The organism is Bradyrhizobium sp. SOJA106, assembly GCF_059448745.1.
This window is the reverse complement of sequence record NZ_CM182549.1, coordinates 7,348,639-7,364,176: the sequence shown is the minus strand read 5'-3', so window position 1 is coordinate 7,364,176 and position 15,538 is coordinate 7,348,639. Positions and strand designations below refer to the sequence as shown.

Sequence of the window (15,538 nt, the reverse complement as noted above, 5' to 3'; positions counted from 1 at the left end):
ATCCGGAAAAGTGGGTCCCCGGTTTTCCGACAAGATCATGCTCAAACAAGCAGGTGCGCCGGGGTGGGGTGATCTCTCCACGCGGCGCACCGGCAATTTTCTTTGTTGCAGCTTCACCCCACCCCGGCGCTTCGCGCCGACCCTCCCCCTCCAGGGGAGGGTGTGAAGGACAGATCCCCATGACCAAACCCAAAGTTCTCATTTCCGACGCTCTGTCTCCCGCCGCCGTCCAGATCTTCAAGGACCGCGGCGTCGAGGTCGACTTCCAGCCCAACCTCGGCAAGGACAAGGACAAGCTCGCCGAGATCATCGGCAATTACGATGGCCTTGCGATCCGCTCCGCGACGAAAGCGACCGCAAAGATCCTGGAGAAGGCCACCAACCTCAAGGTGATCGGCCGCGCCGGCATCGGCGTCGACAATGTCGAGATCCCCGCCGCGACGGCCAAGGGCATCATCGTGATGAACACGCCGTTCGGCAATTCGATCACGACCGCCGAGCACGCGATTACTCTGATGCTCGCGCTCGCCCGCGAGATCCCGCAGGCCGATGCTTCCACCCAGGCCGGCAAGTGGGAGAAGAACCGCTTCATGGGCGTCGAGATCACCGGCAAGGTGCTCGGCGTGATCGGCTGCGGCAATATCGGCTCGATCGTCGCCGACCGCGCGCTCGGCCTGCGCATGAAGGTGATCGCGTTCGACCCGTTCCTGTCGCCGGAGCGCGCCAAGGACATCGGCGTCGAGAAGGTCGAGCTCGACGACCTCTTGAAGCGCGCCGACTTCATCACGCTGCACACGCCGCTGACCGAGAAGACGAAGAACATCATCGACGCGGCCGCGATCGCCAAGATGAAGAAGGGCGTGCGCCTGATCAACTGCGCCCGCGGCGGCCTCGTCGACGAGCAGGCGGTGGTCGATGCGCTCAACTCCAAGCACATCGCCGGCGCCGCCTTCGACGTGTTCGTCGAGGAGCCCGCGACCTCGAACGTGCTGTTCGGCCATCCCAACGTGATCTGCACGCCGCATCTCGGCGCCTCCACCACGGAAGCGCAGGAGAACGTCGCGCTGCAGGTCGCCGAGCAGATGTCGGACTATCTGCTCACCGGCGCGATCTCGAACGCGGTCAACTTTCCCTCGATCACGGCGGAAGAGGCGCCGAAGCTCAAGCCCTTCATCGCGCTCGCCGAGAAGCTCGGCTCGTTCGCCGGCCAGCTCACCGAGTCCGGCATCCGCAAGGTCGAGATCACCTATGAGGGCCACGTCGCCGAGATGAAGATCAAGGCGATCACCTCGGCCGTGCTGTCGGGCCTGTTGCGGCCGATGCTGGGCGAGGTCAACGTGGTGTCGGCACCCGTGGTCGCCAAGGAGCGCGGCATGATCGTCGACGAGATCGTGCGCGCCGCGCAGAGCGACTATGAGAGCCTGATCACCGTCACCGTCGCTACCGAACGCCAGGAGCGCTCGGTGTCCGGCACCGTGTACCATGACGGCAAGCCGCGCCTCGTCGATGTCAAGGGCATCCGCATCGATGCCGAGTTCGGCAAGTCGATGATCTACATCACCAACGAGGACAAGCCGGGCTTCATCGGCAGGTTCGCAAGCCTGCTCGGCGACGCCAAGATCAATATCGCGACCTTCCATCTCGGCCGCGTCGCGCCCGGCAGCGATGCCATCGCGCTGGTCGAGGTCGACGGCGCAGTGCCGGCGGACCTGCTCGCCAAGGTGCAGGCCCTGCCGCAGGTCAAGCAGGCCAAGGCGCTGACGTTCTGACCCACCGTCATTCCGGGGCTCGCGAAGCGAGAACCCGGAATCTCGAGATTCCGGGTTCGATGCTCGGGCATCGCCCCGGAATGACGAGGATCATATATTCCGACCCACGGAACAACGCCGTCTCCTTCATCGGAGGCGGCGTTTTTGTTTTCCGCAGCCGGCTATCTCAGTGTACCAATGTCGCCCAGGACGCTCCGTATCAGACGTTCGACAAGGGAGAAAACAATGCGTGAAGCCGTTATCGTTTCCTATGCACGCACGGGCCTCGCGAAATCCGGCCGCGGCGGGTTCAACATCACGCCGCCGATGTCGCTGGCGGCCCACGCTATCCACCACGCGGTCGACCGCGCCGGCGTCGAGAAGGATTATGTCGAGGACTGCTATCTCGGCAATTGCGCCCATGGCGCGCCGAACATCGGCCGTCAGGCCGCGCTGCTCGCAGGTCTGCCGAAGACCACCGCCGGCGTCTCGGTGAACCGGTTCTGCTCCTCGGGGCTGCAGACCATCGCGATGGCCGCCAACTCGATCCGCTCGGACGGCGCCGACTGCATCGTGGCCGGCGGCGTCGAGAGCATCTCGATCCCCGGCGGCGGCTCGCCGAAGGAATCGATCGATCCGGAGCTGCTGAAGGTCGCGCCCGACATCTTCATGGCGATGATCGATACCGCCGACATCGTCGCCGAGCGCTACAAGGTCAGCCGCGAATACCAGGACGAGTTCTCGCTGGAATCGCAGCGCCGCATGGCGGCGGCGCAGCAGGCGAACAAGTTCAAGGACGAGATCGTCCCGATGAAGACCAGGATGAAGGTCGTCGACAAGCAGACCAAGGCCGAGAGCATCGTCGACTACGTCGTCGACCGCGACGAATGCAACCGGCCTGACACCACGATGGAAGGCCTTGCAAAGCTCGAGCCGGTCAAGGGCCCCGGCAAGTTCGTCACCGCCGGCAATGCCAGCCAGCTCTCCGACGGCGCTGCCGCCGTGGTGCTGATGGAAGCCAAGGACGCCGAAAAGCGCGGCCTCAAGCCGCTCGGCCGCTTCGTCGCCTGGGCGACCGCCGGCTGCGAGCCCGACGAGATGGGCATCGGCCCGGTGTTCGCGATCCCGAAGCTCTTGAAGCGCACCGGCCTCAAGATCGACGACATCGATCTGTGGGAGCTCAACGAGGCCTTCGCGAGCCAGTGCCTCTATTGCCGCGACAAGCTCGAGATCGATCCGGCCAAGTACAACGTCAACGGCGGCTCGATCGCGATCGGCCATCCCTTCGGCATGACCGGCGCCCGTCTCACCGGCCATCTCCTCCAGGAAGGCGCCCGCCGCAAGGCGAAGTGGGGCGTCGTCACCATGTGCATCGGCGGCGGCCAGGGCGGCGCGGGGCTGTTCGAGATCTACAGCTGAGATCGCGCGATATGAATGCGAAAGGGCACGGTGTGAGCCGTGCCCTTTTTGTTGTGTGCCGAGTATGAACGACAGCTTGGAGGTGGAAGTCCTCTATCCAGCCTGATGGCGGCGAAGGATTAGCGAAGCGCAAGGGCGTCACCGCGAGGTGGGGTCTGAAGAAAGCGTGGAGCAAAGCCGCGGCCCGATGGACAAACACCGGATAACGAGGCCTACCCGGCCGGACGAGCGAGCAACTGATCGCGAAGTCCAGGGTCATCAAGGGTCGGGGTGGTAAATTCGGCGGGCGCGCGGTGAAGGCGGTCGGTCTTACCTCGGGAGGTCTGCGTTGTGTCCCGGCAACGGGACTGAGGTCGTCGTAAGGCGGCCCGACCGCAGCGCAGAAGTCAGCTGAGGGCATAGTAGGTGGCGTGTGCCGCCGAAGGCCCGAACGGTGGAAGTGGTTAGTAGAGCAACGATCTCGCGCGAGCCATGCGGCAGAAGAATCAGGTCGAACTGAACTTGGGCACCGGAGCAGGCGGTGAAGCCGCAAGCTCCGCCGCCGGAGAGACCGAAGCAAGCGCGGTGAGAGCCAGCCTCGAACGCCCGGCGGTCGCAGGACCGTCGATGGAAGTAGTCGTCGAGCGTGAGAATCTGCAAGCAGCATTGGCGCAAGTGAAGCGCAACAAGGGTGCGGCAGGCGTCGATGGGATGACCGTCGGCGAGCTATCGGCCTATCTGAAGGAGCACTGGCTCACGATCCGCGCCCAGTTGCTTGACGGCACCTATAAGCCACAGCCGGTGCGGCGGGTGGAGATACCGAAGGCGTCGGGCGGCCTGCGGCCGCTCGGCATCCCGACGGTGCTCGACCGCTTCATCCAGCAGGCGGTGATGCAGGTGTTGCAGGCAGATTGGGACGGAACGTTCTCCGAGGCGAGCTTCGGCTTCCGGCCGACCCGCTCGGCGCATCAGGCGGTGGAACGGGCGCAGACCTACATCGCATCCGGTTACGCCGTCGTCGTCGACATCGATCTGGAAAAGTTCTTCGACCGGGTCAACCACGACATCCTGATGGGGCTCATTGCCAAACGGGTCGCTGACAAGCGCCTCCTCAAGCTCATCCGTGGCTTCTTGACTGCGGGTGTGATGGAGGCAGGGCTGGTCAGCCCGACGGAGGAGGGTACGCCGCAAGGCGGACCGCTCTCGCCGCTGTTGTCGAACCTGATGCTGGATGTGCTGGACAAGGAACTGGAGAAACGCGGCCATCGCTTCGTGCGCTACGCCGACGACTGCAATATCTATGTACGCAGTCAGAAGGCGGGCGAGCGGGTGTTGGCCGGCCTCGAACGGTTCCTCGAAAAGCACCTCAAGCTCAAGATCAACAAGGCCAAGAGTGCGGTCGCCAAACCGAGCGTTCGCAAGTTCCTGGGCTTCAGCTTTACCGGCGGAAGTGAACCACCGCGACGGCGCATCGCGCCGCAGGCGCTCGCCCGCTTCAAGGTAAAAGTTCTGGAGCTGACGCGACGCACGTGCGGTCGAAGCCTCGTGCAGATTACCAAGGAGCTGTCAGCCTACCTGATCGGGTGGCGCGGCTACTTCGGCTTCTGCCAAACCCCGTCGGTGTTGCGCGTGCTTGACCGGTGGATCAGGCGGCGGCTGCGCGCCGTCGTCTGGAAGCAATGGAAGTATGGACCCGCTCGCTTCGCCGAGCTGCGACGCCGTGGCGTCGGCCGGGATCTGGCAGCGCAAACTGCCGGCGCCCCGCATGGCCCTTGGCGGCTCGCGAACAGCCCCGCGCTTGCCATTGCTCTGCCAAACAGCTTCTTCGCTTCGCTCGGCTTGGCTTCCGTCACGGGACAGTGGCCTGCATAATCCGCCGAACCGCCGTATACGGACCCGTATGTACGGTGGTGTGGGAGGGGAGGAGTCGCGAGACTCCCCCCTATCCCGATTGGGTGGTACTTCCTACGCCCCCGCCGCCACCGGCGTGAACACGACTTCGATCAGCGTGCCCGAGCTGCCTGCGCTCTTGATGTTGAAGCGGGCGCGGTTGGCTTCGACCAGTGCTTTCGTCAGCGACAGGCTGAGCGCGGAACTGTCGGCGGCGTCGCCGGGCGGCGGGGTGCGGAACGGCTCCATCGCGGCGGCGAGCTCGCGCTCGGAGAGGCCGTGGCCGGTGTCGCGGATGCGGAGCGCAATCTCGCCGCGGTCGGTCATCGCGGTGGAGACGATCACCTGGCCGCCGGCGCTGGCAAGGCGGATCGAGTTCGAGATCAGGTTCATGGTGATCTGCCGCATCGCGCGCGCATCGACTGCGACCTGCGGCAGCGCATGGCCGAGCGAGGTGCGGATGATGATGCGCTCGCGGTTGGCCTGCGGCTGCATGACCACGACGCAGGCTTCGACGAGGTCGTTGAGGTTGAGGTTGGCGAAATTGAGATCGAGCCTGCCGGTCTCGATCCGCGACAGCTCCAGCAGATCGTCGATGATGGCGATGACACGCTCGCCGGAGGCGCGGATGTCCTTCATGTATTCGCCGTAGCGCTCGTTGCCGAGCGCGCCGAAGCGCTCGGAGATCATCACCTCGGCAAAGCCGATGATGGCGTTGAGCGGGGTGCGGATCTCGTGGCTGATCCGCGCCAGCAGGTCGGCCTTGGCGTTGGCCGCGCCGTCGACGAGGCGGCGCGCCTGCGTCAACTCGCTCTCGCCCTTCTTCGCGTGCGAGAGGTCGCGGAACACGGCGAAGAAGTTCGGCCCGTCCGGCCGCGTGCGGCCCATGATCATCGCGAGCGGAATGACGCCGCCCTTCTTCTCGCGGCCCAGCACCTCGCGGCCGTGGTCGAGCAGGCTCGAAATGTCCTGGCTCTTGAGGCTTTGGAGATAGTCGATCACGACCTGCTGGCTCTCGGGTGCGAACAGGCTGACGAGGTTCTGCTCGAGCAGCGCCGCGCCGTCATAGCCGAACAGCGCCTCGGCGCTGCGGTTGCAGGCGTGGATGTTGCCTTCGGCATCGAACATGACGATGCCCTCGGCCGTAGTGTCGAGGATCGCGGCGAGATCTTCTGCGTCGGCATCGCCTGCTTCGGGCTCCGGCTCGACCGGGACCGTCGCGACCTGCTCGGCGACGACAGGCGCGATGGCGGCCTGCGGCAGGGCGCAGATCAGCGCATGCGCGCTGTCGCCGTCCCAGTCGATCGTGTGCAGATGCGCTTCGGTGGTCGCAAGCGGCGCCTCGCCATTGGCGATCGCCGCGCTGATTGTCACCGGCGTGCCGGCTTGCGAGGTGCTGCTCGCCGCGGACACGCCCGGCTCGACATAGAGCGCATCGAGCCCGCCGGCCTCCTCCAGCGCGTGGATGCTGGTGTAGCCCATGCGCGCGAGGAAGGCGGGGTTGGCATAGAGAAGGCGGTCGAGGCGGTAGATCAAAATGCCCGTCGGCACGAGGTCGAGCAGCGCGCGGTCACGCATGCTGTGGCCGTACGCGGGCGGCGCGGGCTCGCGCAGCCATTGCGCCGGCGCGTGCGGCGCCTCGGGCTCGGCGAACGGCTGCGCGATCTCGGCGGCCGGCGGCTCGGCCGCACCGAGCGCCTCGCGCTCGCGTTCGAGCCGCTCGGAGAGTTGCCTCGCGAGCTCGTTGAACGCGCTGTTCTCGACCGGCGTCAGCGTCGGCGATCTGGCGTCGCCGGGCGGGCGGAACGGCACGACATTGGGCGGGGTTTCCAAAGGAGTTTCCAAGCGAGTTTCCGAGGGAATTTCCGAGGGCGTTTCCACTGGCATTTCCGGATCGGTTGGATGTGAATTCGCGTCGGGGGTGGGATCGGGCAGTTCGGCGACAGGCTCAGGCGTAGGTTCAGGCTCAGGTGCGGGCGGCTCGATCGGCGGCGGCGCGGCTGCTTCGGGCTCGATCTCAGGCTCGGCCTCAGCCGCGGCGGCATCGGCGGGCGCCTCGCGCGGCGCCATTGGTTCGACGAGCAGCTCGAAGCGGCGCAGCGCATCGAGCCGGTTGAGGCCGTCGAGATCGCGGCAGACGCCGAAGCCCCGGAAGCCGGCAAAGTTGCGGTCGCGGTCGTAGATCGGCAGGCCCGCAAGCTCGACCGGAATATGCTCGCCGCCATCGGCCGGCCAGTTCACGGTGATGCCGGCCCAGGTGTCGTGGCTCGCCAGCGCCTGCGCGACGCGGCCCTCCGGATCGAGCGAGAATTCTTCCGCGATCTCGCGCCAGGGCCGGCCGAAGGCTGCGGCGGTGTGCGCGCCCATCAGGCGGATGAATTCGTCCGAGCCGAGCACAAAGCGGCCTTCTGCATCCATCTGCCACAGGAAGCGCAGCGGATGCTGGCGCGGTGACGCTGGTGACGGCGACTCGCCCATGACTGATGTGATCGGCGCGGCTTGGGGCGGCACAATGGCTGCGGGGTGGTTTTCAACCGGAGTTTTGGCCGCGTTGTCCTGCGAGTCGTGGACGGGCTCCTCAGCCGCTTTGACCGCGTCCTGGATCGGCTCGATCTCTGCGGCCGCTTCGCGCGCAGCCGGCTCGGGCGAAGTCTCGATCGTATCGTCCACCGTCTCGATCGGCTCCGCGAAAGCATCGAACAGGTCGATACCGGCAGGCGCATCCTGCGCTGGCGGCGCTTCGCCCGGGATCTCGGCGGCCTGCTGCGCGGCTTGAACCGGCGCCTCCGGCACGCTTGCAGGCGCGCGCGCAGCCGCCGCCGCATGCTGCACAGCCGGCGCGATCAGCGCGACCAGCGCGACATCCCCTCCGGTGCCGACCCGTTGCAGCACCATCTTCCCGCTAGCGATCGCCGCCTCGGCGCGGCCGTATCTCAGCGCATCGCTGCGCGCTCGCGCGAGGCCGGCCTCCGAGAGATCGTGGCAGCCGAGCAGGGGGCGGGCGGCCTCGCTGGCGCCGGCGAATAGTCCGTCGGGCGCGAACGCCGCCATCGGCACCTTGGCGCCGGCGACGAGGCGATGCAGCCGCTCGGTCAGCGGCATGCGCGTCGCGGCGTCCATCGCGGTGACGAGCACGCCGGAGCTGCCATCGGCAAAGTCGAGCCGCGCGCAGGCGCAGGTCATCAGCATGCCGAGCCTTGCGCCAAAGCCTTGCAGCCGCTCCAGCCTGATAGCGCCGCCCATGGGCAGCCGCCGCGCCAGCCGCGCGACCTGGCGGCGATGGCTGTCGGCCGGGCCGAAGGTCTTTTCCGCCAGCGCTGCGGCGTGAGCCGCGCCGAAGAATTTTGCCCCGACCGGATTGGCCCACAGCACGCGGGCGCCATCGATCGTCCAGAGCCAGCTCGGCAATGGCGAGGTCGCGTGCACGGCCAGCCGGGGATCGCCGACGCCTCGCAAGTGGAAATCCGAACTCGTCATCCGACCGGCTTTAAGTCCCGCGTGTCTGTCTCAGGAGCAAGATCAAGGCCAAGACTGCCGGGAATGGCAGCCTTAAGAAAGTGTTACAGCATGATCCGGAAAAGTGCGAAGCGGTTTTCCGAAAAGATCATGCTGAAACAACGACCTAAAGCGCGTTGACACAATCTCATCGCGCTTGAGTATCGCCCGCAGGCGCGGGCAGGTCCACGGCCCCGGTCCGTGGGGGGCGGCCGAAGCCGCGATAACCTTAATGTGGCTGAACCCGCAAGCCGTCCCCGGTTGCATCCGCAGGAATCCGCGATGGACCAGATCGTCAGCCGCGCCGGCATGCCCATCCTCCCCTGAAAGGGGAGGATCGGTTCGCATGCAATGCGAACCTCCTTAGTAGAGCCGGTGCCAGAGTGGAGAGATCACCTCAGCCCGCTCGCGCTTCGCGCGATCGACCCTCCCCCTCCAGGGGAGGGTAGGACGGCCGGCGTTCGCTAGTTATCAGCACCAAAATACCTCAACCCATGGTTCCTCACCCTGGGAACCTCATCCTCCGAGATTAAATTTTCGCGCCGCTCCCGACATCGCGTTGCGCTGCACAATGTTGACATGATGGGCAGCAATAGTGGCGGCGCTGGGCGAGCCATCTTCATTGTTTCGCGTTGCCAGTCTTTTCGTACCCGCCGAATTGTGGCCTAGATCGGGGCCCGGCGGGCGCGCCAGAAGGCTCACTCCATTTTTCATTAGCGTGAGGGACCAACATGACAGGTGCGACTGATCCGTTTTCTGCCTCGATCATTCCGTTCGAGGTTCCTGAGCAGATGCGTGCGTTCGCCGAGAAGGGCGTGTCGCAGGCCCGCGAGAACTACGCCAAGTTCAAGGATGCCGCCGAGACCCATAACGGCACCGTCGAGGCCGTGTTCACCACCGCCAGCAAGGGCGCGAGCGAGTACACCGCCAAGCTGGTGGAGTTCATGAAGGCCAACACCTCGGCCTCGCTCGACTTCGCCCAGGAGCTGCTCGCCGCCAAGTCCCCCTCGGATGCGTTCACGCTGTGGACCGGCCACGCCCGCACCCAGCTCGAGACCTTCCAGGCCCAGGCCAAGGAGCTGGTCGAGCTCACCCAGCGCATCGCCAACGAGACCGCCGAGCCGATCAAGGCCAGCGCGTCGAAGTTCTACAAGCCCGCAGCCTGATCAAAACGGCGGATCGCACGTTTAAGACACCCGGGCCGCGAGGCCCGGGTTTTTCTTCACCTCTCCCGGAGGGAGAGGTCGGATCGCCCCGGCGATGCGAAGCATCGTCCGGCGCGAGCCGGGCGAGGGGTTCAGGTCTCACGAGCCGACGCGGCCCCTCAATCCCTGACAGACCGTCGAATCCTTTAGATTTCGTCGCGTCGAGTGTGATTTCGGCTGGTTTTTCGTCCGTTTGCGGCCTTGCCAAAAGCGGCCGTTGCACCTAGTTTCCGCCCCGTCCAGCCCCCTCAGGTGACCGGCCCTCCCAGGGCGCCCCAAGGCGCGGCTCGCAAGGATGCAGTTGTAGCTCAGTTGGTTAGAGCGCCTGTCTGTGGAACAGGAGGTCGGTGGTTCGAGCCCACCCAACTGTACCAATTAAATCACTGGCTTAGCCTGAATCGGATAGTTCGAAGAAGTCGCGGAGCTACCACCTAGCTACCACGCGGGGACAGATTCGGTCGCCGACAGTCCCTGGCGAAAGGAAGCCATCGGTCCATCTATTATCCCTGGATTAAACAGGAACCCGACTCCACAACCATCGGCAGAGGCATCATCCTTCAGCATCCGATTCGCGAGGAGGACAGATAGCTCCGCCCTTTATGAACGCCTACGGCTTAGTTACGAGGATTCTCGATAAGATCATTGAAGCTCCACAGCCCGACCGCTTTACGCTCGATTTCTTGAGCAACAAGCTGGGTCACGGAAGCGGCAGCGCAAGACCGATCATTCCGCTCCTCAAGAAACTAAACTTCATCACGTCCGATGGAACGCCAACCGCGCTGTATGGCCGTTTCCGCAACCCCGACACGCGTGGCGATGCCATGGCTGAAGGCCTCCGCACTGCCTACAAGGATTTGTACGACCGCAGCGAATACGCGCACGAATTGGACAAGGACAAGCTGCGAAATATGGTGATGGAAGTGACGGGTGCAGAAAAAGGTGACCCGTCCATTGGCTCCATCGTCAACACTTTCACCAATCTGAGGGCATACGCAAAGTATGATGGCAGCAAGCCGCAGAACGGCAGCAAGGTCGTGGTAATGAACAACGACGAAAGCCCACCGCCTCCACCTCGATCATCCCAGAACCCGACCGGGCTGAACTTGTCCTACACAATCAACCTCAATCTGCCGGAGACTTCCGATGTCGAGGTCTTCAACGCGATCTTCCGAAGCTTGAAAGACAATCTGTTGAAGGTCTAGCAAATGGAGCATTCGATCAAGTACTTCGGACTCAATAACGTCGCACTCGAAAATGATCTGCGCAGAGTGTCTCGTGAGAAGAAGATACAGCTCCGACCCTCGCGAACGAAGAGCTCGCGAGACGCCTACTATTCGCAGATTTCTGAGCAAATCCGGCACGACGCAGCTGTTATGGCACAGCACTACGAGTTGTTCTATTCGCTTGAAATCTCGATTCGCGACACAATCCGCGCTCGATTGGAAGAAATAGATAAGGAGCATTGGTGGGATAAATTTGTTCCACAAGCCATCCGAGACAACGCTGCGCTGAACAAGAAAAGGGAGACGGAGGCTGGCGTTACACCACGTTCCGATGATTGGCTCAGTTATACTAATTTCGGTGAACTCGGACAGATCATCACGACGAATTGGGCTATCTTCAGCGATACGTTCACGGACCAAAAGGCAGTGCAGAACGTGATAGCGCGCCTTAATACTTTGCGCGCGCCGATAGCCCATTGCTCAATGCTTGCAGAAGACGAGGTGTTGAGATTGAGATTAAGCTTGCGAGATTGGTTCCGCCTAATGGAGTGATATAGCCGTCAACTCGCGCCTCCTCTGCTTGTCCCTTTCTCTCTCCTTCCTTGATGCTAATGACTCCCGCAGAAATGGAAGCCCGTCGCGCTGACTGAGCGGGCCGCCGCGCACACGCATTTTATCGACCTATGTAAGTTGTTTGATCATCCCGATCCCGTTTCGGCCGATCCCAAAGGGGAGTGGTTTACATTCGAGAAAGGCGCATCCAAGACGGGTGGTGGTGAGGGCTTTGCTGACGTTTGCAAGAAGAACTTCTTTGCTTGGGAATACAAGAAGAAGCTCGTAGGATGGGTTGAGCCCTTGCGAAACCCATCTCTTCTTGGCCGCCGTTTTCCGTAAGCGCGATACGATGCGTCAGCAACGGCAGCTTCCGTTCCGCCAGACTGACGGCGAAGAAGCAACCACCGAAACGAAGTCACGAGGGCAATTGCCATGATGTGATGCTACGACGAAACAGGTTAGATGGGTTTCGCAAGGGCTCAACCCATCCTACGGGCTGATGACGCTTCAGCGTATCCAACACATCTTTTGCGCGACCTGGACGGAATGCGTGTGGCAGATTGCCGACGCGTCCAATTCGCCGACCAAGTTCATCATCTCCGATCACCCTGTAACGGTCTACAACCGCGCCTGCCCGTGGCTCTCCAAATATTGTGTTGGATTTCAGGATCCGGACATTCGCATGGCCGGGACGCATACAATCTTCCCGCTTTCGCTAGACAAGATTCTGATTTTCACAAATCTGAACTGGGTTCGTGACCCCTATCAGAACGAACTCAAGCTCCGACCAAATCCTCGGCTCATGCGTGAAGCCATGTTCAAGTTCACCGACATTCAGGTCGGCCGGCTTCTGACGGAGGACGAGGTATTGATGATCAACATGATCATCAAGCGCCGTGCATACCGCTACATCGCCGCTGCCAGGAAGGAATGGCTCTACCCGGAGCGGCAGGTCTCGACAGATCATTGGAAGAAACTGGGCGATGGATATTTGCTCATGCCCGAGCCACGCCTAATTCACATGGGCGGCGAGATTCTCATCGGTTACGGCAACGGACGAAGCGATGCGTTCAGTGAATATGGCCATAAGCCTTGGCAGAAGGGCTATAAGGATGCCGCTCGCGAGCGTCGCGAATGGGAGAGCTTGTATCGCTTTCAGGCCGAATGGGCTGTACGGCGCGGTGCGCGTTATACGGCAGAGGATTACAGCTTTATGCGACAGCATCGCGGGGAGGACGACGCCAAGGATATGGAGCGTCATCGCGCATTGCTGAAGCAATATGCAAGAAGATAGACACGCAGAACAGAGAATATAGCTGTATGCCGCCAGTTACGCGCCGAGCCAGATCGATCCATATCGGCTAGCGCTGGCTGCATGGCTGTCATCGTGACCTCCAAGGGTGAGTTTGGATAGCGTGGTGCAGCTTAATTGTTTTGGCAATCCCAGGTTGTTCGCCGCATTTGGGTCAAAAGCTCTGCCGCCACTATTTCCCGCCACCGCGAACAACTGTGCCAATGCACTGATCCGGCGCTATCTGAAACGCTGGCCCAGCACTGTCACCGTATTCCTTGCCGTTCCCTAATGGCTTCTTCGCCGTCTCAGGAAGCCAGACCACACTTGAGCCGCTCCCCCATTATGCTTAAATGCCACTTGGCCGAACTTTCTGGGCATTTGGCGCGAGGCGGTTCGAGATGGGCAAGGGTCTTCGCACGAGCAAGGGCATCCGCGCCAGCAAGCGCAAGCCGGCAGCGCCTGAACGCTTGTCCGTCGCCGAGCCGGATCAGACCTATCAACCACAGGGCGGCGCGATGGTCGTGCGCGGGCATTTCGATGCGGTCACGGGGCTTTCCACTGTTACCGATGCGCCTTCTGTCGGGCTTGGCAGAGGTGCAGGGGATGAATTGCCATCGGCCGAGCTGTTCAACGTCGTCATCGATGCCAACAGCCTGTTTCGCATCGAGCCGGCGGCGCTCAAGCGCCTCGCCAATTACAGCGACGACGAAATCCACGCGCTCGTCGTGCCGAAGCGCACATTGGCGCGGCGGCTGTCGGATGGCGAGCCGTTGACGGTCGAGGAAACCGACAAGGCCGTGCGGCTGGCGCGGGTCGACCGGCTGGCCGCGAACGTGTTCGGCGATGCGTCGAAGGCGCATCGCTGGCTGCGCAAGCCGAAGAAGGCGCTCCGCGGAGAAACGCCACTGGCTTATCTCGCGACGGAGGCGGGCGCGCGCGTTGTCGAGGAGATGTTGCACCGGATCGATCACGGCATCCTCGCTTGAGGATTTGGCGTGAGGATCTGGCGGATTTCCAATTTCAGCGATCTGTCGGGAGTAGGTGGCCTGAAAGCCAGTGGCCGCTGGCATGATCGCGGACGGCACGCGGTCTACGCCGCGGATCATCCGGCTTCGGCGCTGCTCGAAGTGATGGTGCATCTCGAGATCGATTTCGAGGACTTGCCGACGACGTACCAGTTGCTCGGCATCGACGTGCCGGATGATCTCGCCGTCGAAACAGTGAGCCTGACCGACATCGAGAAGATAGCAAAGGATTGGGCCGACGATCCCAGGGTGACGCGCGGTCTGCTGCGGCCGTGGTACGACCAGGCGCGCACGGCGATGGTCGCGGTGCCTTCAGTCATCATGCCGTTTGCGCAGAACTACATCATCAATCCCCGGCACCAGGATGCCGCGCGCATCCGCGTGTCGCATGTCGCCCGCTACCCCTATGATCTCAGGCTGTTCGGGCGCAGGACGGGAAACGCGTAACGCTGCTGCCCTATCTCACCCCCGCCACCACGATCACCACCACCGGCAACGTCACCGCCGCCAGCAGCGTGCCCAGCGCCACCGCGCCCGACACCGGGTTCACCAGCCGCTGATACTGCGCCGCGAAGATGTAGGCGTTGGCGCCGGTCGGCATCGCCGCGAACAGCACGATGACGCCGGCAGCCAACGGCGGCAGGCCGAGCAGTTTTGCCAGCACGAACGCCGCCGCGGGCATCGCGATCAGCTTGAGCGCGCACATCACCAAGATGCTGAGCTTCCCGCCCTTCACCTCGAAGCGAAACAGGTTGATGCCGAGCGCGATCAAGGCGGCCGGCGATCCCGCCTGCGCGAGCAGCTCGATCGTCCTGTCGACGACCGCGTTGAGGCCGAGGCCGGTGAAGCGCCAGACCACGCCGAAGCCGATCGCCAGCATCAAAGGGTTGCGCAAGAGGTCTGCGAGCACGGGGCGGATCACCGAGAGCGGCGAGCCGGTGCGCTTGCGGCTGACCAGCTCCATCTGCAGGATGCCGCAGAGCCAGAGCAGCGGCGTGTTCACCGACAGGATCAGCGCCATCGGCCCCGCCGCCTCGTTGCCGAGTGCCGAGAGCACCAGCGGAATGCCGAGCATCACGATGTTGCCGTAGACCGAGCCGATCGCGAACACGACGCCGTCCTCGCGGTCGTCGCGCCGCGCGCGGAGCAGGGCCGAGAGCATCAGCGCCGCGATCCAGGTGAGCGCGAGCGCGCCGTAATAGGCGCCCCACATCCTGTAAGGGCTGACGTCGGGGAATTCCGACACGACGATGGTGCGGAATAGCAGCGCGGGGATCGCGATGCTGAAGGCGAATTCGCTGATGCCCTTGTGCGCGCTCTCCGAGACGAAGCGGAACAGCACCGACGCATAGCCCGCCGCGATCAGGGCGAACACCGGCGCGACGATCAATATGGTGGCCATGCACCCCTCAACCTCACGGGGATATGGCCTCACCACCCCACGCGCCCTCGATGGTGCCATCATGCCCCTGTTTTGCCCGACGAGTCAAATGGATTTCGTAAAATCCGCAAATGTTGCGAAATCGCGAGGCGGCGCAGGGCCATGGCTACTGTGCATGGGGTTGTTTCGAATCTTTTTGGCGGACCCCACTGCCGTCATCCCCCGCGAAGGCGGGGGATCCAGTACGCCGCGGCTCATCGAGCAACGTCAGGCGTCTCGGAGTACTGGGTCGCCCGGTCAAGCCGGGCGACGACAGCGCAAGAC

11 protein-coding genes and 1 tRNA gene are annotated in these 15,538 nt (G+C 63.3%); 10 read left to right on the top strand and 2 right to left on the bottom strand.

The genetic code is table 11. The features are described 5' to 3' along the window. Positions 1–179 precede the first annotated feature (179 nt). The 3 genes from serA to ltrA all read left to right on the top strand — a co-directional run bounded on the left by serA (position 180) and on the right by ltrA (position 5,018). Positions 180–1,769: a phosphoglycerate dehydrogenase gene (gene serA / locus AC5V87_RS34690; RefSeq protein WP_495369175.1), complete on the top strand. Its 1,590-nt coding sequence runs from the start codon at positions 180–182 to the stop codon at positions 1,767–1,769. Between the two features lie 225 nt (positions 1,770–1,994). Further along, the gene (locus AC5V87_RS34685) at positions 1,995–3,167 is read left to right on the top strand and encodes a thiolase family protein (RefSeq protein ID WP_495369174.1); all 1,173 of its coding nucleotides are present in this window, start codon (positions 1,995–1,997) and stop codon (positions 3,165–3,167) included. Positions 3,168–3,638: 471 nt separating this feature from the next. Continuing rightward, complete coding sequence (gene ltrA / locus AC5V87_RS34680; RefSeq protein ID WP_456837647.1) at positions 3,639–5,018, top strand: group II intron reverse transcriptase/maturase; 1,380 nt, start codon at positions 3,639–3,641, stop codon at positions 5,016–5,018. A gap of 93 nt (positions 5,019–5,111) precedes the next feature. On the opposite strand, the gene AC5V87_RS34675 is transcribed toward ltrA, so the two are convergent. Continuing rightward, on the bottom strand, positions 5,112–8,513 hold the full coding sequence (locus tag AC5V87_RS34675; protein WP_495369173.1) for a PAS domain-containing sensor histidine kinase: 3,402 nt from the start codon (positions 8,511–8,513) through the stop codon (positions 5,112–5,114). A 749-nt stretch (positions 8,514–9,262) separates the two neighbouring features. Here AC5V87_RS34675 and AC5V87_RS34670 point away from each other — a divergent pair. From AC5V87_RS34670 to AC5V87_RS34640, 7 genes are all read left to right on the top strand, one after another. After that, positions 9,263–9,697, top strand: a complete 435-nt coding sequence (locus tag AC5V87_RS34670; protein ID WP_456842646.1) for a phasin — start codon at positions 9,263–9,265, stop codon at positions 9,695–9,697. A gap of 336 nt (positions 9,698–10,033) precedes the next feature. Continuing rightward, positions 10,034–10,110: transfer RNA gene (locus AC5V87_RS34665), tRNA-His, on the top strand. A 225-nt stretch (positions 10,111–10,335) separates the two neighbouring features. Next, positions 10,336–10,938, top strand: coding sequence for a DUF5343 domain-containing protein (locus AC5V87_RS34660; protein WP_495369172.1), 603 nt, complete (start codon positions 10,336–10,338; stop codon positions 10,936–10,938). A 3-nt stretch (positions 10,939–10,941) separates the two neighbouring features. Continuing rightward, complete coding sequence (locus AC5V87_RS34655; RefSeq protein WP_495369171.1) at positions 10,942–11,511, top strand: Swt1 family HEPN domain-containing protein; 570 nt, start codon at positions 10,942–10,944, stop codon at positions 11,509–11,511. A 553-nt stretch (positions 11,512–12,064) separates the two neighbouring features. After that, positions 12,065–12,808, top strand: a complete 744-nt coding sequence (locus AC5V87_RS34650; RefSeq protein ID WP_495369170.1) for a hypothetical protein — start codon at positions 12,065–12,067, stop codon at positions 12,806–12,808. 398 nt (positions 12,809–13,206) lie between these two features. After that, entirely contained in the window at positions 13,207–13,794 is a 588-nt protein-coding gene (locus AC5V87_RS34645; protein WP_495369169.1) for an Xre family toxin-antitoxin system antitoxin, read from the top strand. Positions 13,795–13,803: 9 nt separating this feature from the next. Beyond that, entirely contained in the window at positions 13,804–14,280 is a 477-nt protein-coding gene (locus AC5V87_RS34640) for an RES family NAD+ phosphorylase (RefSeq protein ID WP_495369168.1), read from the top strand. Positions 14,281–14,290: 10 nt separating this feature from the next. On the opposite strand, the gene AC5V87_RS34635 is transcribed toward AC5V87_RS34640, so the two are convergent. Then, a complete protein-coding gene (locus tag AC5V87_RS34635; protein ID WP_495369167.1) occupies positions 14,291–15,235 on the bottom strand; it encodes an AEC family transporter in 945 nt (314 codons plus the stop codon). Positions 15,236–15,538 lie beyond the last annotated feature (303 nt).